The sequence below is a fragment of the Phaeobacter sp. JH204B genome, from assembly GCF_048055755.1.
GTDB lineage: Bacteria > Pseudomonadota > Alphaproteobacteria > Rhodobacterales > Rhodobacteraceae > Phaeobacter > Phaeobacter bryozoorum.
The window spans coordinates 1-17,081 of record NZ_JAYMXF010000008.1; the positions used below are offsets into that span (position 1 = coordinate 1).

Below are 17,081 nucleotides of genomic sequence, written 5' to 3' on the forward strand. Positions count from 1 at the left end.
AGGTCGGGATTCGAAACCTTAAACCTGTACCCGTTACAATTCGGGCGATGCCCTTAGTGGGCGAGACCGGCGGTGCCCCAGACGTAGACCGCCACGAAGAGGAACAGCCAGACCACGTCAACGAAGTGCCAGTACCAGGCGGCGGCTTCAAAACCCACGTGCTGCTCGGGGGTGAAATCCCCCTTCATCGCGCGGATGAGGCAGACGGTCAGGAAGATGGTGCCGATGATCACGTGGAAACCGTGGAAACCGGTCGCCATAAAGAAGTTCGAGTAGAACTCATCGCCGCCGAACTGCCAGCCTTCGTGCAGCAGGTGAGCATATTCATAGCCCTGCAGGAAGGTGAAGAAGATGCCCAGAACGATGCCGATGGCCAGACCCTGGATCAGCGCCTTGCGGTCGTTGTTGTGAACCAGCGCGTGGTGCGCCCAGGTCACCGCACAGCCCGACAGCAGCAGCACCAGCGTGTTGATCAGCGGCAGGTGGAAAGCATCGACCGGGTAGATCTCGGGCGCTGCATAGGCGGTGCCGACATAGGTCTCCATCGGGTAGATCGCATGTTTGAAGAACGACCAGAACCAGGCGAAGAAGAACATCACTTCGGACATCACAAAGAGGATGAAGCCATAGCGCAGGCCGATCCGCACCACTGGGGTGTGATCCCCCTGGCGCGCCTCGGCGACAACCTCTGCCCACCAGGCATAGGCGCTGTAGACCACCATGACAAAGCCGCCCCAGAACGCATAGGCGGTGATCCCGTGCATCCACAGAACCGCACCGAACAGCATGATGAACGTGCCAAGCGAGCTGAGCAGAGGCCAGATCGACGGCGGAAGAATATGATAGTCGTGATTTTTAGCGTGCGCCATTTAAGTGTCCCTCACCAAAGCGGCCTAGTTCGTGTTTGTGCCTGCCCCGGCTGTATCACCGGTTTCAAGGGCGGCATACCCTTCTGGCAGATCGATTTCATAGAATGTGTACGACAGCGTGATCGTATGCACGTATTTTCCGTCACGATCCTCGACAATTTCGGGATCGACAAAGAAGGTCACGGGCATTTCGACCCGCTCCCCCGGTTGCAACACCTGCTCCTCAAAGCAGAAGCAGGCAATTTTCTCAAAGAAGGCACCAGCCGAATAAGGCGTCACATTATAGGATGCCTGACCCGCGACCGGGCGGTCGGTGGGGTTGTAGGCCTCGTAGAAAGCCAGCCCTGTCTCGCCGATCTTGATCTTCATCTCACGCTCAACCGGGGTGAATTCCCACGGCATGTTGCGTTCCTTGGAGGCGTCAAAGCGTACGGTGATGGTCTGATCCAGAACGGTATCCGACCCCTTCTCGGCAACGCCCGTCACACCGCCAAAGCCGGTCACCCGGCAAAACCAGTCATAGAACGGCACCGATGCCCAGGCGAGGCCGCCCATCAGGACAACAACACCAACCAGCTGTACGACGGTTTTCTGTGGTCCCTGCAATGCCATCAGCCCTGCCCCTCACTCTGCTCTGCGGCGGAGGTGTTCGGGAATTTGAACCCCGCCGATGTGACCTTGACGATGGTCAGCGCCAGCACCAGCACCACAAAAGACCCCAGCAGAACGCCGACACCGATATTGCGTCCCTTACGTCTCTGGTGCAGCTCATGTTCTTTGCGCAGGCTCATATTACCAGCCTCCCAATCCGTAGGGTTTCAGAACCGCCTCGGCCAGGATCGCGCCAAAATGCAGGAACAGGTAGAGCAGCGACAGCTTGAAGAAACTGCGCTCCACCTTGAAGTTGTCGGCCTCGCTGTCGTCTTCATCGCGGCGCGAGATTTTCCAAGCGCCATGCAGGAACAGTGCGTTCAGCACCAGCGCCACCACCAGATAGATCGGGCCACCAACGCCGGAGAAGGCGGTGCCAACAGCCAGCAGGGCCAGCAGGGCGGTGTAGATCAGAATATGTTTGCGGGTCGACCGGCGGCCATGGGTCACGGTCAGCATCGGCACGCCCGCATCGTCATAATCCGAGCGCATGAACAGCGCCAGCGCCCAGAAATGCGGCGGCGTCCACATGAAGGTCAGAGCAAACATCAGCCAGGGTTCAACGGCCATGCTGCCGGTCGCCGCAATCCAGCCGATCACCGGCGGGAAGGCCCCCGCGGCACCGCCGATGACGATATTCTGCGGCGTCGCCCGTTTCAGCCACATGGTGTAGATCACCACATAGAAGAAGATGGTGAATGCGAGGAACGCCCCGGCAAACACGTTGGTCGCCAGCGCCAGCATGATCACCGACAGGCCCGACAGCGCCAGCCCCAGCGCCAGTGCCTCGCCCGGTTCGACCTTGCCTGCGGGGATCGGACGGCTCTTGGTGCGTTTCATCACCTGGTCGATATCGGCGTCCCACCACATGTTCAGCGCGCCGGAGGCACCGCCACCGATGGCGATGAACAGGATGGCGCTGAAACCAATAACAGGGTGCACCCCGACCGGCGCGGCCAGCAGACCCACCAGCGCCGTGAACACCACCAGAGACATGACACGCGGTTTGAGCAGGGCAAAATAATCCCCGAACTCCGCGTCCCCCTGCTGGACGGTGCTGGCGTTGATGCTTGCGTCAGTCATGGTGCTCTCTTTTGATCGTGAACAATCTTTGCCAAAGCGGGCGCGCGACGTGGCGCGGCCCGATCCGATTTCACGTGATAGCTAGGCGGCGCCCGCCCGACGGCAAGCGCCTGTCGTGTCGCTCAGTTGGAGGCGACCTGATAGGACTGGGGCAGACCGGCGTATTCTTCGATCGCGCCTTCCAGCCAGGCGTCATAAGCCTCCTGGCTCACCACTTTCACGGTGATCGGCATATAGGCGTGGTCCTTGCCGCAGAGTTCGGAGCACTGACCAAAGTAGATGCCTTCCTTGTCAGCCTTGAACCACAGTTCGGCCAGACGACCCGGAACCGCATCCTGCTTCACACCAAAGGCCGGGATGGTCCAGGAGTGGATCACGTCCGCGCCGGTCACCTGCATCACGACGGTCTTGCCAACGGGAACAACAAGGGCGGTGTCGGTGGCCAGCAGATACTCGTCTTCGGCATAGCCGTTGGCAGCCAGATCTTCCTTGGCCAGCATGAAGCTTTCAAAGCCGAACTCGTGGTCGACATATTCATAGCCCCAGTACCACTGGTAGCCGGTCACCTTGATGGTGATGTCACCCTCGGGGATTTCCTGCTGGCGGAACAGTTCCGGCAGCGAGAAGGACCCGATGAAGACGAGGATCAGGATCGGCACAACGGTCCAGGCGATTTCAATCGGGGTGTTATGGGTGAACTGTGACGCATTCGGGTTGGCGCGACGGTTAAAGCGCAAGATCGCATAGAGCAGCAGCCCGCCGACGAATACACAAACAGCGGTGATGATCACCAGAATCATGTAATCCAGAGAATGGATGCCTTCGGCAAGCTCGGTCGCCGCGGGCTGGAAGCCGAGGCCGCCGTCAACCGGCTTGCCAATGGTTTCCAGACCGTCTTGCGCGATAGCTGGAAGGCTCGAGAGGCCCGAAAAAAGGCCTGAAAGCATCAAAGCGTTCTTCATGTCATGTCCTGATCAGTTGATCGGTTGATCGAGTTATTCCTGCGCCGACGTCCTATGTCGGAAGTTTGATTCCACAAAACGCGCCGGACCCGTTGTCTTTGACGCTGCTAAAAATCATATTCCATCGTGCAGTTAAAGAGGAATGCTCGCGTCAAAGCGTCGCTTTCTTGATTTAGATCAAAAAAACCGAGGTCAAACCATGGATACCGCAGCCTTCCGCCCGTTTGAAACCACCCTGCCCGAGGACGAGGCCCTGGGGGTGCTGCGTCAGGCACTCGCGGGGGCCGATGATGGCGAGATTTTCGTCGAACGGCGCAAGTCGGAGGCGCTGGTGTTCGACGATGGGCGGCTGCGCAACGCCAGCTATGACGCTGCCGAGGGGTTCGGACTGCGCGCCGTCAATGGCGAGGTGGCCGGTTATGCCCATTCCACCGATGTCTCGATCTCCGGTCTGAAGCGCGCGGCCGAGACCGCGCGGCTCGCCGTGGGCGATGGCGGCGGCACCATGGCCCCGCCGCCGGTGCGCACCAACACCAGACTTTATACTGAGGATGATCCGATTGGCGCTATGCCCTTTGCCGTAAAGGTAGAGACGCTGCGCGAGATCGACGCCTTTGCCCGCGATCAGGACTCGCGCGTGGTGCAGGTCTCTGCCGCGCTGGCGGCTTCGCTTCAGGAGGTGGAGATCCTGCGCGCCGATGGCACCCGGGTGCGGGACGTGCGCCCAATGACCCGGCTCAATGTCTCGGTGATCGTGGAACAGGACGGTCGACGCGAAAGCGGCTCCGCCGGTGGCGGTGGCCGCGTCGGGCTGGATGGTCTGGTCGCGCCCGCAGACTGGCAGGCCAAGGTCCGCGAGGCGCTGCGTATTGCCTGCGTGAACCTTGAGGCGGTGCCCGCCCCGGCCGGGGAAATGGATGTGGTGCTTGGCCCCGGCTGGCCCGGTATTCTCCTGCATGAGGCCATCGGCCATGGGCTGGAAGGCGATTTCAACCGCAAGGGCTCTTCGGCCTTCGCAGGTCTGATGGGCCAGCAGATCGCGGCAAAGGGTGTGACCGTGCTGGATGACGGCACCATCCCGGACCGACGCGGCTCCATCACCATTGATGACGAAGGCACCCCCAGCCAGAAAACCACCCTGATCGAGGACGGCAAGCTGGTCGGCTTTATGCAGGACCGACAGAACGCCCGGCTGATGGGGGTGGAGAGCACCGGCAACGGGCGCCGTCAGAGCTATGCCCATGCGCCGATGCCACGGATGACCAACACCTATATGCTGGGCGGCGATGCCAACCCGGACGATCTGGTGGCCTCCATCAAGGATGGCATCTGGGCAGTCGGCTTTGGCGGCGGTCAGGTGGACATCACCAATGGCAAATTCGTCTTCTCCTGCACCGAGGCCTACCGGGTGAAGGACGGCAAGGTCGGCGCACCGGTGAAGGGGGCAACCCTGATCGGCGATGGCGCCACGGCCCTGAACAAGATCCGCGCGCTTGGCAATGACATGGCGCTGGACCCCGGCATGGGCAATTGCGGCAAGCAGGGGCAATGGGTGCCGGTCGGCGTGGGGCAACCCACGGTCCTGATGGGCGGGCTGACCGTTGGCGGTTCCGCCACCTGACCTCATCCCCCCATACGCATCAGACCTAAGATCAGAATCGCCGCCGTGTCGCTAACCAACCGACTCGGCGGCATTTTTCGTTGATTTTACGATTTGCAGCGGTCTCACAGCGGCCCTGCAAGGCCCCCCGCAGCACGGTCAAACGCCCAAAGGTTGCGAAATTTTACTTGCAGTAGAACGTGTTAGAATTGAGTTTTTTAAAAATATTGCCTTTAATTCTCTATGTTCATCACCTGTTAACCACTCAAGAGCTAATCATAGTCTTGCAACAAGGCGGAGCGCAGGATGACCGAAGAAGCACATTCTTCCACTCACCCCCCACTCCCACCCACCACGGAAGATATTCGGATTTCCTGGCTCCGCCTGTTGCGCTCAAGACGTGTTGGCGCGGTGACGTTTCACCGTCTCCTCGCGAAATATGGGTCAGCGCAGAACGCGCTATCCGCGTTGCCTGAAATGGCACGCGCCGCTGGCATTAAAGGGTATGAAACATGCTCTGTCGATGCGGCACTCGCCGAAATCAAGGCCGCAGAAGCCGCCAATGCGCGGCTTTTGTGCTTTGGTGAGGCCGATTATCCCTCACATCTGGCCGCGCTGCGCGACGCCCCGCCACTGCTCTGGGCTGTTGGCGATCCGGCCCTGCTGCACCAACCCACCATCGCCATCGTCGGCGCCCGCAACGCCTCCTCCCTGGGGGTACGCATGGCCCGCGCGCTGGCACGGGACCTGGGCGAAGCGGGCTATTGCATCATCTCCGGGCTGGCCCGCGGGATCGACACCGCCGCGCATATGGCGGCCCTGCGCACCGGCACCTGCGCGGTGATGGCAGGTGGTGTTGATGTCATCTACCCGACCGAAAACACCCGCCTCGCCGGGGATATTGCCGAACAGGGGCTGATGATCTCCGAACACCCGCCGGGCATGTCACCGAAAGCCCGGCATTTTCCGGCCCGCAACCGCATTATCGCGGGGGCGGCACAGGCCGTGGTGGTTGTCGAGGGGGCCGCCAAATCCGGCTCTTTGATCACCGCGCGCGATGCGCTGGATCTGGGCCGTGACGTGCTGGCCGTGCCCGGCCATCCGTTTGATGCCCGCGCGGCTGGCTGCAACATGCTGATCCGCGACGGCGCCCAGCTGGTGCGCAACGCGCAGGACGTGATCGAGGCGCTGCCGCCAATGGATCTGTCGCACCGTGTGGTGGCGGAACTGTCGGATCGCCCGGTGCCACCGCCGGAGGCTGCCGCCAGTGCCCGCCTCACCGAACTGCCGCCACCACCGAAGGAGCGGCGCAATCTGCGCGACACCGCAGCGCTGCACCAACAGATCCTCGACCGGCTCGGCCCCGCCCCGACGGCGGAGGATCAACTGGTCCGCGATCTGGCGATCCCCTCGCGTGATTTGGCACCGGCGCTCACCGATCTGGAGCTGTCCGGCGCCGTGGCCCGCGCGGCGGGCGGAATGCTGGTTCGCAGTGATTTCGATGCGACGTCAGACAGCACGGCCACGCCCAAGCCCCAGCGCTGATTGACGCATCAGCCCCCGGTCATTCGATGCCGGATTGACAATCTCCCCTTGCACCCCACATGTTGCCCCGCCATAGAGCGCCCGCAGCCCGTCCCATAGAGGTTTTCGAATTTATGCCCGTTGTTGTTGTAGAATCCCCAGCTAAAGCCAAGACAATCAACAAGTATCTTGGCTCAGACTACACGGTTCTGGCCTCCTACGGACATGTGCGCGACCTGCCTGCAAAGAATGGATCGGTCGAACCGGACGATGATTTTGCGATGACCTGGGAGGTTGGCGCCGACAGCCGCAAACACATCAAGGCCATCGCCGACGCGCTGAAAGACGACAATGCCTTGATCCTCGCGACCGACCCCGATCGCGAAGGCGAGGCGATCAGCTGGCACCTGCAGGAAGCGCTGACCAAGCGCCGCTCGATCAAGAAGGACACCGCCGTCAGCCGCGTCACCTTCAATGCGATCACCAAGGAAGCCGTCGCCGAGGCGATGAAGAACCCCCGTCAGGTGGATATGCCGCTGGTCGAGGCCTATCTGGCGCGGCGCGCGCTGGACTATCTTGTCGGCTTCAACCTGTCGCCGGTGCTATGGCGCAAGCTGCCCGGTGCCCGCTCTGCCGGGCGCGTGCAGTCGGTCTGCCTGCGCCTGATCGTTGAGCGCGAGCTGGAAATCGAAGCCTTCAACCCGCAGGAATACTGGTCGGTAAAGGCGAGCCTTGCAACGCCGCGCGGCCAGGAATTCGAAGCCCGTCTGACGGTTCTGGGCGGCGACAAGCTGGACAAATACAGCCTGGCCAATTCCACCGCCGCCGAACTCGCCGTTCAGGCAGTTGCCACCCGCGACATGGTGGTGCAGTCGGTCGAGGCTAAACCCGCCTCCCGCAACCCCTCCGCGCCTTTCATGACCTCGACCCTGCAACAGGAAGCCAGCCGCAAATTCGGCATGGGCGCCAAGCAGTGCATGAATGCAGCACAGCGCCTCTATGAGGCAGGCTACATTACATATATGCGAACCGACGGCATCGACATGGCGCCCGAGGCCGTGCAGGAGGCCCGCGCCGAAATCGCCAAACGCTACGGCGCCGAATATGTGCCGTCATCGCCGCGCATCTACAAGAACAAGGCCAAGAACGCGCAGGAAGCGCATGAATGTATCCGCCCCACCGAGATGGGCCGCGATGCCAAGAGCCTGAAGGTCTCCGAAGATGATCAGCGCAAGCTTTATGACCTGATCTGGAAGCGGACCCTCGCCTGCCAGATGGAAGGCGCACGTCTCGAACGGACCACGGTTGATATCGGCTCCAAGGACGCGCAGGTGGTGCTGCGTGCCACCGGTCAGGTGATGCTGTTTGACGGGTTCCTGCGGGTCTATGAAGAGGGCCGCGACGATGTCGTGGACGAAGACGACAAGCGCCTGCCCCAGATCATGCAGGGCGAGGCGCTGAAGTTCGCGCCCACGCTGGGGCCACAGGCGGAAAAGGCCGATACCGGTGCCGCCATCCTCTCCGACAGCAAATCCGTGCTGGGCCTGCAACACCACACCCAGCCACCGCCGCGCTTCACCGAGGCGACATTGGTCAAACGCATGGAAGAGCTGGGGATCGGGCGCCCCTCCACCTATGCGTCTGTCATCACCACGATTCAGGACCGCGAATATGTCCGCAAGGACAAGAACCGCCTGTTCCCCGAAGACAAGGGCCGGATTGTCACCATCTTCCTGCTGAATTTCTTCCGCACCTATGTCGGCTATGAATTCACCGCCAATCTGGAAGGCGAGCTGGATTACGTCAGCGCCGGCCAGCGCGATTACAAGGATATTCTGGGCAAGTTCTGGCGCGATTTCTCGGCAGCCATTGCCGAAACCTCAGATCTGCGCATCACCGAGGTGCTGGATGTGCTGGACGCAGCACTTGCGCCGCAGCTTTATCCCCCGCGTGAGGATGGCGGCGATCCGCGTATCTGCCCCAAATGCGGCGCGGGCCAGCTGCACCTCAAGACCTCGCGCACCGGCGGCTTTGTCGGCTGCGGCAATTATCCCGAATGCAACTACACCCGCCCGATCTCCGGCGAGGGTGCCGAAGGCTATGAGCGGATCCTGGGCGAAGACAACGGTGATGAGATCCACCTGAAATCCGGCCGCTTCGGGCCTTATGTGCAGCGCGGCGAGGCGACGCCCGAGAACAAGAAGCCGCCGCGTTCGTCGCTGCCCAAACAGGGGCGCGACTTCCTGCCCGGCTGGGGCCCGAATGAGATTGGGCTGGAACAGGCGGTGACCCTGCTGACCCTGCCCCGCGAGGTTGGCCAACATCCCGAAGGCGGCGTGATTCAGGCCAATCTGGGCCGCTTTGGCCCCTATATCGCGCATCAGAAACCGGATGAGGACAAGCCGGTCTATGTCAATCTCAAGGAGACACTCGATGTGTTTGAGATCGGCATGAACCGCGCGGTTGAAATGCTGGCGGAAAAGCGCGCCAACCCCGGTCGCGGCCGTCGCGCCGCAGCCAAGGCGCTGAAGGAGCTTGGCGAGCACCCGGAAAGCGGCGGCGCCATCAGCATCATGGACGGGCGCTACGGGCCATATATCAAATGGGAGAAGGTCAATGCGACCCTCCCGAAGGATGTCGAGCCCAAGGATGTGATGGTCGAGATGGCGTTGCAGCTGATCAGCGAGAAGGCCGGCAAATCCGGTGCCAAGAAAAAGGCTCCGGCCAAGAAAGCGGCGGCAAAGAAGACCACCGCGAAGAAAACCACGACCCAAAAGACCACCAAGAAGAAAGCCGCCGAAGCCAGCAGCGACAAAGGCTGATCCTTTCCGCCGGTGCCGGGATCCTGTGGCAGCCGCCCGACCATTGTTGCGGCGGCCATCAGCGCCCCCGGTCGGCCCGGTCTGGCGCCGAGGCCCGATCGCAGCTGCTCCCGCCCGGTCAGCCCCGTCTGACGACGGACCTCGACCCGTTGGGCATAGCGCCGCTGGCGCGGCGCCCGGGGTTATATAGCCGCAGGCGTCGGCAGCGCCGGGCGGCCCGTGGCGCGGGCCGCTCCGTAGAAATACCTGTCTTTCTCCGTATCGTTGACTCTGCCTGCGGCGGAGGTCAGAACTTTGCCAACCTGGCTGATGATCAAGGGAGATGGATATGAAGAAGGTTTATTCCAACGCTGCCGAAGCGCTGGACGGTGTTCTGCACGATGGCATGTTCATCGCCGCAGGCGGGTTCGGGCTCTGCGGTATTCCGGAACTGCTGTTGCAGGCGATCAAGGATGCGGGCACCAAGGATCTGACCTTTGCCTCCAACAACGCCGGCGTCGATGATTTCGGCATTGGCATCCTGTTGCAGACCCGACAGGTGAAAAAGATGATCTCCTCCTACGTGGGGGAAAACGCCGAATTCATGCGCCAGTATCTCAGCGGCGAGCTGGAGCTGGAGTTCAACCCGCAAGGCACGCTGGCCGAACGTATGCGCGCCGGCGGCGCGGGCATCCCCGGTTTCTTCACCAAGACCGGCGTCGGCACCGTGATTGCCGAGGGCAAGCTGGAAAAGCAGTTCCCCACCGGCCCCGATGGCGCGATGGAGGATTACATCATGGAGGAAGGCATCTTTGCCGACCTCGCCATCGTCAAGGCCTGGAAAGCGGACGAGACCGGCAATCTGGTGTTCCGCAAGACCGCCCGCAACTTCAACGCGCCCGCCGCCACCTGCGGCAAGATCTGCGTGGCCGAGGTTGAGGAAATCGTCCCCACCGGCAGCCTAGACCCGGATTCGATCCACCTGCCCGGCATCTATGTGCACCGCATCATTCAGGGCGATCACGAGAAACGCATCGAACAGCGCACCACGCGCCCGGCAGCAAAGTAAGGAGACCGCGACATGGCATGGGACCGCAATCAAATGGCCGCCCGCGCGGCACAGGAGCTGCAGGACGGCTGGTATGTGAACCTCGGCATCGGCATTCCGACGCTGGTCAGCAACCACATCCCCGAAGGCGTCAACGTGACGCTGCAATCGGAAAACGGCATGTTGGGCATGGGCCCCTTCCCGGTTGAGGGCGAGGAGGACGCCGACCTGATCAACGCCGGCAAGCAGACCATCACCGAACTGCCGCAGACCGCCTATTTCGACTCGGCACAGAGCTTTGCGATGATCCGTGGCGGCAAAATCGCCATGGCGATCCTTGGTGCGATGGAAGTGGCCGAAAACGGCGATCTGGCGAACTGGATGATCCCCGGCAAGCTGGTGAAAGGCATGGGCGGCGCGATGGATCTGGTCGCAGGCGTCGGCCGTGTGGTGGTGGTGATGGACCACACCAACAAACATGGCGACAGCAAGGTTCTGAAAGCATGTACCCTGCCGCTGACCGGCAAGGGCGTGGTCGACCGCATCATCACCAATCTCGGCGTGCTGGATGTGGTCGAGGGCGGTCTGAAGATCGTCGAGACCGCCGAGGGCGTCAGCGAGGAAGAGCTGCGCGCCGCCACCGAGGCGACCATCGTCAACTGATCGCCGCAAGGCTGGTTCCAAAGCATATAGAATGAGACGGCCCGTCAGTTCCGCTGGCGGGCCGTCTGCTTTCAGACGCCGGCTGGCGCTTCTGTGGTGCCCGCCTCCGGGCGTTCGCGCGGCCGCAGCGACGACCACAGCGGCAGCTCCACAGGGTTCAGCAGCTCATACATATGAACTCGCGTGTCATGCCAGTTGACGCTCATCTCGCGGCCATCTTCAAACACCATGACACAATAGGCCTCCCCCTGCGGATCGCAGCTGTCCCGCCCCAGCAGGGTGACGGTGACCGGATCGACCAGATGACGTTTGAACAGGACCTGCGCCTTGACGGTCTTGCCCGACAGATGCAGCGCCCCGGCAAGTAGTGCCACTGCCACCAGAATATGCCCAAAGCCGGACAGATGTCCGAGCGGATTGGCCTGCGCCAACCCCGGACCAAAGGCGACAAAGACCAGCCGCCCGAAAAAACCGACAAATGCGATGGTGCCGAACATCATGATATTACCCGTCACCACATGCGAGCCCGCGGCCAAAGCCGTCGGATCAATCCCTAAATCCAATGCCTGTCTCCGAAATAACTCAAGGTAGAATACGGGCGCGATAAATCAGCCAATTCGGGCAGAATAATGATCCCATCGGCAAAGCGCGAATATTTTTCGATAAATTGATCCTGACCTGCGCAGAGTTTGGCGGGATCGGATCCGGCTAGTTCATCCGGCGAAAGACACAGCCGTCGGTGATCAGCTCCGGCGGCGTCATGCAAAGCCCCCGCGCCACCTGAAAGGCCGCCAGCACCTTGGGCACGTAATCGCGCGTCTCGGCATAGGGCGGCACCCCGGCATGGCTGCGCACAGCGCCCTCGCCCGCGTTATATCCCGCCAGAACCAGAATTGGATCGCGGTTGAATTCGCCCATCAGCCAGTTCAGGTATTTCACTCCGCCCGCGATATTCTCTGCGCTGTCCAGCGCGTCGCCAACGCCGAAACGTGCGGCGGTGTCCGGCATCAGCTGCATCAGCCCCTGCGCGCCGGCGCGGCTGACCGCGTCGGACCGGCCTGCCGATTCCACCGCGATCACCGCCAGGACCAGCGCGGGCGACACATCCGTGCCGACACTGGCCGTCAGGATCTGCACTCCCCGCGCGCTGGCAATGTCCTGCATCAACTGCAACCGGGGGGCGGCAACCGGGGTGTCGCCATCCAGCGCCCGTAGCGCCTTGGCCAGCCGCCCCGGCCCGCTGTCCTCCAGCTTGTCTGAGATGTCCTGCCAGAAACCGGTGTAGCGCCCGTTGTCCGCAGCAGCAGCCGGAACCGCGCCGCCACTGGCAGGCGCCGCAATCGGTGCGGCAGGCGGATCAATCTGGATGGTAATCCGCTGCTTGGTTCCCGGTTTCGGCGGGCGCACGCGTTTGGCCTCAAACTCAGGAAAGGGCGCCGGGGTCACCTTGCCCGACTCCTGCGACCGGGCAGGCGTCGCGCTGCCAGCCCAGAGCACCGCCAGAATCACCAGCGCCGCTACATTGCCACAGATGACTGCGCTGCCCGCGACTGGCAGGCCCGACAACTGGCTCACGCCCTGCCGCTTAGCCGCAATAAGACGGACCAGACGGCGGCGAATGGACTGAAGAAGACTCATGGGGCTGCTCTGCCTCTCCTTTTTCGCAGATGAGACTCGCCGAAGCCCCGGCAAAAATCCAGTTTCGCGCCTCAGATTCTGGCAGTTTTGCCATATTTACCAAGATCTGCCGCCTCGAAGCCACGGGTATTGACAAGGGGTAAAATTAATAAGCGTGAAAATTCAATGTCTTACCCGAATACTCGGCAAAAAGTTAAAGTAGGGCAAATGAGTCCGCGTTTCAGCCCAAATCCTGCCACGCTCCGCTGGCTATATAGCTTCACACCAAGTCGAACAGAGCCGAGCAGGAGAGAGCAGGCTCACAACGGACGGCAAGGTCGAAACACACTTTTAGATCCTTTGGAGGGACGTACCATGATCAAATTCATCAAAAACTTCCGTAAAGACGACTCTGGCGCCGTGACCGTTGACTGGGTTGTTCTGACCGCCGCGGTGGCCGCTCTGGCAGGTGTTGTTTACACCTCGATCGAAAACGGCGCGTCGAACCTGACCTCGGCAACCGGCTCCTACCTGGGCACCAAAGGTCCGTCCGACTCCTAAGTCGCTTATGACCTGACGAGTTCGAGGGCCGCGCCTTTTGCCTAAGGCGCGGCCCTTTGCCCAAGGAACCTTCGGCTTACGAGGTCCATTATGAACAGGTTCAAGCATTTCATTGCCAAAGACGACGGCGCAGTCACCGTTGACTGGGTGGTTCTGACCGCTGCGATTGTCGGATTGGTCGTTCTGATCGCCGCCTCCATGGAGGATGGCGCATTGGGGCTGGCCGATCTGCTGGCCGCCTATATGACCAACTGGTCGTTCAGCTGATCCGGTAGTGGCCGAGGCAGCTCGGCAGCCAGACAGAGATTTAAGGTGCGCCAGGCGCGCAACAGGACAGAACGTCCGCCTTAGGCAACGGTTTGACCGACCCAGGCGCCGGTATTGCGTCTGCAATGCCGGCCGCAACTGATGAGAGGTACCACCATGCGTGCAGTATTCGGACTTGTCCTCATTGTCGGAGTCGCCCTCGCCGGGGGGGCTGTGATGATGGCCAAGAACTATATCAGCGCTTACCAGAACGAACTCGCCCGTGAGCGCGCCTCGCGGGGGGAAAACATCCCATTGGTCGATATCTTTGTCGCCAATGACCAGCTGAAATACGGCGAGCGACTGACCAAGGAACATATCCGCTCCGTTCGCTGGCCCGAAAACGCGATTCCCGAAGGCGCCTTCCTGACCATGGATGCGCTGTTCCCGCCGCAATACCCCGATGATCATCGCGTGGTGCTGCGCCGCATGGAAAAGGACGAGGCGATTCTGGCCGTCAAAGTCACCAAACCCGGTGAGGACGCAGGCATCACCTCGCGCCTGTCCAAAGGGATGCGCGCCTTTGCCATCCGCGTCGATGTCTCCTCCGGCGTGTCCGGCTTCCTGCGTCCCGGTGACCGTGTCGATGTCTACTGGACCGGATCGCTCAATGATCAGGCCGGTGGCCGCAATGGTGAATTCACCCGTCTGATCCAGACCAATATCGAACTGATTGCCGTGGATCAGACTGCAGGTGGCGATCTGGATGGTGCCGTGATTGCCCGCACCGTCACAGCCGCTGTCCGCCCCGAGCAGGTTGCGGCCCTCGCCCAGGCCCAGTCCACCGGCCGTCTGTCGCTCTCCCTTGTGGGGGCTGGTGACGACACGGTTGCATCGGTGATCGAGGTTGATCAGCGCAGCCTGCTGGGGCTCAGCGCCATCGAAGCGCCGCAGCAGGCCGAGCAGGAAAAAGTCTGCACCATCCGCACCCGTCGCGGCGCCGAGGTGGTAGAGATCCCGATTCCCTGCACCAACTGATCAGCACCGCGCCTTTCCTGCAAAGGTTTCAGATAGATAACAGATCGAACGTCGCCCCCTCCGGGGCGGCGTTTTTATGTGATTGTTGCTGTCACCCCACAGGTCAGCCACGGTCGCTGCATCCCGGAAGCCTTTGATTCTTGCAAAAATTCGCCGATACGCGCAGAGTGTCCCAAACACTGGGCAATAAGACCCTGTATTGAGGCGTGATCGGAAAGGCAGGTCACATGGCTTTTAGACGGTATGTAGCGGCGGCCCTCACCGGGCTCGCGCTGGTGTGTTTCCCGGTTGCGGATGCGGCCTGGGGCAATGGCCTGCGCGTGGTCAAAAAGGGCACGGCGGCCAATCTTGAGGTGCCGATGAACCGGGCGGTCGTGGTCGAAAGCGATGTGCCCTTCTCCGAGCTCAGCATCGCCAATCCCAGCATCGCCGATATCTCCTCGCTTTCGGATCGCACAATCTACGTGCTGGGCAAGGCGCCGGGTCTAACCACGCTGACCCTGCTCGATGCCTCCGGTCGTCTGATCACCAATGTCGACGTCCGCGTTGCCGCGGATGTCAGCGAATTCAAGGAGCGGCTGCGGCAGATCCTGCCCGGCGAGCGGATCGAGGTCCGTACCGCCAATGACGGTATTGTCCTGTCCGGCGTTGTCTCCAGCTCGTCGCGATTGCAGCGGGCGCTTGATCTGGCCGAACGCTACGCCCCGGAACGGGTCAGCAACCTGATGTCGGTGGGCGGTGTCCAGCAGGTCATGCTGAAGGTCCGTTTTGCCGAGATGCAGCGCACCGTCTCGAAGTCGCTCAGCGCCTCGCTTGGCGTGAAGGGCGGCAACAGCGTCGGCGTCAACGGCGGCACCAGCACACTCAACACCCAGGGCGCGCTGACCAACAGCCTGTCCGGCAATATCCCTGCGGGCAACGACAACACCGGTGCCTTTGTCTTTGGCTTCAACGCCGGGGCCTTTCAGGTGAACCTGCTGCTGGAGGCGCTGGAACAGAAAGGTGTCGTGCGCACCCTGGCTGAGCCGAACCTGTCGGCCCTGTCCGGGCAGGAAGCCAAATTCCTCGCCGGGGGGGAATACCCCATTCCCGTCGCACAGGAAGACGGCATTATTACGATTGAATTCAAACCCTTCGGGATCGAGCTGAACTTCGTTCCTCGGGTGGTGGACGCCGATGTCATCAACCTTGAAATGAAGGCCGCCGTCTCCGCTATTGATCCCACCAACTCGATTGAGCTGAACGGGCTGAATATTGCCGCCTTCTCGCGGCGCGAAACCTCCACCACGGTGGAGCTGCGCGACGGCGAGAGCTTTGCGATTGCCGGCCTGATCCGTGATGAGTTCCGCGACAACTCTTCGCAGCTGCCATGGATTGGCGACGTGCCGGTCCTCGGCTCGCTGTTCCGCAGCGCCAACTACCAGCGCGCGCAGACTGAACTGGTGATCATTGTCAGCGCCCATCTGGTTACGCCGACACGGGGCGAGGCGCTGAGCCTGCCCACCGATCGGATCCGCCCACCCAGCGAAAGCGAGCTGTTCCTGATGGGCCGCGTGGCCAAGGGACAAAAAGGCCCCGCCAGCGAGGTCGCCAAGCAGGACTTCAACGGCTCTTACGGCTATGTGATGGATTGAGCAGAGGAACATGGGGCAGATGATCAGATATGCAGCACTCCTTGGCCTGTCCCTGACAGTGGCCGCCTGCGGATATGAAGCGGGCGAACCGCTGGACCGCTCGGTCTTTGGCAATGCGACCAATTCCAACGCCGCCGTGATGGCCGGAGAGCGGGACTTTGCGATCCAGCTCGCCACCAGGTTTGCCGAGGAGGTGCCAAATACGATCACCTTTGCCTTTGACAGCGCGCAGCTGGATGGCAACGCCCGCGCCGTGCTGGATCAGCAGGCCCATTGGATCAGACAGTTCCCGGAGGTGCGATTCCGTGTCTTCGGCCATACCGACGCCGTCGGCTCTGCCAGCTACAACAAGGCCCTGGGCCTGCGCCGCGCCCGTGCCGCCGTCGCCTATCTCGTCTCGCGGGGCATCAGCCGCAGCCGCTTGGAGGCAGTTGTGTCCTTTGGCGAAACGCAGCCTCTGATCCCCACCTCCGACCGCGAACGCCGCAACCGTCGCACCGTGACCGAGGTCAGCGGTTTCCTGAAGCGCCATCCCACTGTTCTGGATGGAAAATATGCGCAGATCATCTACCGCGAATATGTCGAAAGCGCGGTGCCACGCACCTCTCTGACCAGCGAACGGTCGATCAGGACCACCCTGGAATAAGCGCAGGACGACAGGGTTGACCGCGGTTAACCCTGTTCAGGCTTCATTAGGAATTCCCCACAAATGGGCCGCCTTGGCCCCAATCTCGCCCAGATCTTCACCGACATTGTTCTCAAGAGGTAATGTGCGTCCAAATGC

The 17,081-nt window shown here is 61.6% G+C and carries 17 protein-coding genes; 10 read left to right on the plus strand and 7 right to left on the minus strand.

Features of this window, described 5'->3' with window-relative positions:
- Nucleotides 1-53: 53 nt before the first annotated feature.
- From VXL81_RS03500 to coxB, 5 genes are all read right to left on the minus strand, one after another.
- Nucleotides 54-869, minus strand: coding sequence for a cytochrome c oxidase subunit 3 (locus tag VXL81_RS03500; RefSeq protein ID WP_340544658.1), 816 nt, complete (start codon nt 867-869; stop codon nt 54-56).
- A gap of 24 nt (nt 870-893) precedes the next feature.
- Complete coding sequence (locus VXL81_RS03505) at nt 894-1,481, minus strand: cytochrome c oxidase assembly protein (RefSeq protein WP_340544656.1); 588 nt, start codon at nt 1,479-1,481, stop codon at nt 894-896.
- The gene (locus VXL81_RS03510; protein WP_014873724.1) at nt 1,481-1,660 is read right to left on the minus strand and encodes a hypothetical protein; all 180 of its coding nucleotides are present in this window, start codon (nt 1,658-1,660) and stop codon (nt 1,481-1,483) included. The genes VXL81_RS03505 and VXL81_RS03510 overlap by 1 nt, the downstream gene beginning before the upstream one ends.
- A gap of 1 nt (nt 1,661) precedes the next feature.
- A complete protein-coding gene (gene cyoE / locus VXL81_RS03515; RefSeq protein ID WP_340544654.1) occupies nt 1,662-2,603 on the minus strand; it encodes a heme o synthase in 942 nt (313 codons plus the stop codon).
- A gap of 122 nt (nt 2,604-2,725) precedes the next feature.
- A complete protein-coding gene (gene coxB, locus VXL81_RS03520; protein ID WP_416552948.1) occupies nt 2,726-3,565 on the minus strand; it encodes a cytochrome c oxidase subunit II in 840 nt (279 codons plus the stop codon).
- A 199-nt stretch (nt 3,566-3,764) separates the two neighbouring features.
- Here coxB and tldD point away from each other — a divergent pair, with 199 nt between their 5' ends.
- The 5 genes from tldD to VXL81_RS03545 all read left to right on the plus strand — a co-directional run bounded on the left by tldD (nt 3,765) and on the right by VXL81_RS03545 (nt 11,201).
- Complete coding sequence (gene tldD / locus VXL81_RS03525; RefSeq protein ID WP_340544652.1) at nt 3,765-5,186, plus strand: metalloprotease TldD; 1,422 nt, start codon at nt 3,765-3,767, stop codon at nt 5,184-5,186.
- Between the two features lie 285 nt (nt 5,187-5,471).
- On the plus strand, nt 5,472-6,710 hold the full coding sequence (gene dprA, locus VXL81_RS03530) for a DNA-processing protein DprA (protein ID WP_416540597.1): 1,239 nt from the start codon (nt 5,472-5,474) through the stop codon (nt 6,708-6,710).
- A 113-nt stretch (nt 6,711-6,823) separates the two neighbouring features.
- On the plus strand, nt 6,824-9,511 hold the full coding sequence (topA, locus tag VXL81_RS03535) for a type I DNA topoisomerase (RefSeq protein ID WP_416552950.1): 2,688 nt from the start codon (nt 6,824-6,826) through the stop codon (nt 9,509-9,511).
- Nucleotides 9,512-9,839: 328 nt separating this feature from the next.
- Nucleotides 9,840-10,559 (plus strand): CoA transferase subunit A, encoded by a 720-nt coding sequence (locus tag VXL81_RS03540; protein ID WP_340544649.1) that lies wholly within the window; start codon nt 9,840-9,842, stop codon nt 10,557-10,559.
- 12 nt (nt 10,560-10,571) lie between these two features.
- Nucleotides 10,572-11,201 carry a 3-oxoacid CoA-transferase subunit B gene (locus VXL81_RS03545; RefSeq protein ID WP_340544648.1) on the plus strand — a complete coding sequence of 210 codons (630 nt, stop codon included), beginning with the start codon at nt 10,572-10,574 and terminating at the stop codon, nt 11,199-11,201.
- A gap of 71 nt (nt 11,202-11,272) precedes the next feature.
- Here the strand turns inward: VXL81_RS03545 and VXL81_RS03550 are convergent, their stop codons facing one another.
- Together VXL81_RS03550 and VXL81_RS03555 are read right to left on the minus strand one after the other, a co-directional pair.
- Nucleotides 11,273-11,764, minus strand: coding sequence for a hypothetical protein (locus tag VXL81_RS03550; protein ID WP_416552952.1), 492 nt, complete (start codon nt 11,762-11,764; stop codon nt 11,273-11,275).
- Nucleotides 11,765-11,909: 145 nt separating this feature from the next.
- On the minus strand, nt 11,910-12,839 hold the full coding sequence (locus VXL81_RS03555) for a lytic transglycosylase domain-containing protein (RefSeq protein ID WP_416552954.1): 930 nt from the start codon (nt 12,837-12,839) through the stop codon (nt 11,910-11,912).
- Nucleotides 12,840-13,193: 354 nt separating this feature from the next.
- Between VXL81_RS03555 and VXL81_RS03560 the strand changes: the two genes are divergently transcribed.
- The 5 genes from VXL81_RS03560 to VXL81_RS03580 all read left to right on the plus strand — a co-directional run bounded on the left by VXL81_RS03560 (nt 13,194) and on the right by VXL81_RS03580 (nt 16,943).
- A complete protein-coding gene (locus VXL81_RS03560; RefSeq protein ID WP_014873714.1) occupies nt 13,194-13,379 on the plus strand; it encodes a hypothetical protein in 186 nt (61 codons plus the stop codon).
- A 90-nt stretch (nt 13,380-13,469) separates the two neighbouring features.
- Nucleotides 13,470-13,646 carry a hypothetical protein gene (locus VXL81_RS03565; protein ID WP_340544635.1) on the plus strand — a complete coding sequence of 59 codons (177 nt, stop codon included), beginning with the start codon at nt 13,470-13,472 and terminating at the stop codon, nt 13,644-13,646.
- A 156-nt stretch (nt 13,647-13,802) separates the two neighbouring features.
- Nucleotides 13,803-14,663, plus strand: coding sequence for a Flp pilus assembly protein CpaB (cpaB, locus tag VXL81_RS03570; RefSeq protein WP_340544634.1), 861 nt, complete (start codon nt 13,803-13,805; stop codon nt 14,661-14,663).
- Between the two features lie 227 nt (nt 14,664-14,890).
- On the plus strand, nt 14,891-16,297 hold the full coding sequence (locus VXL81_RS03575) for a type II and III secretion system protein family protein (protein WP_340544633.1): 1,407 nt from the start codon (nt 14,891-14,893) through the stop codon (nt 16,295-16,297).
- A 19-nt stretch (nt 16,298-16,316) separates the two neighbouring features.
- Complete coding sequence (locus tag VXL81_RS03580) at nt 16,317-16,943, plus strand: OmpA family protein (RefSeq protein ID WP_340544632.1); 627 nt, start codon at nt 16,317-16,319, stop codon at nt 16,941-16,943.
- Nucleotides 16,944-17,081: the final 138 nt, after the last annotated feature.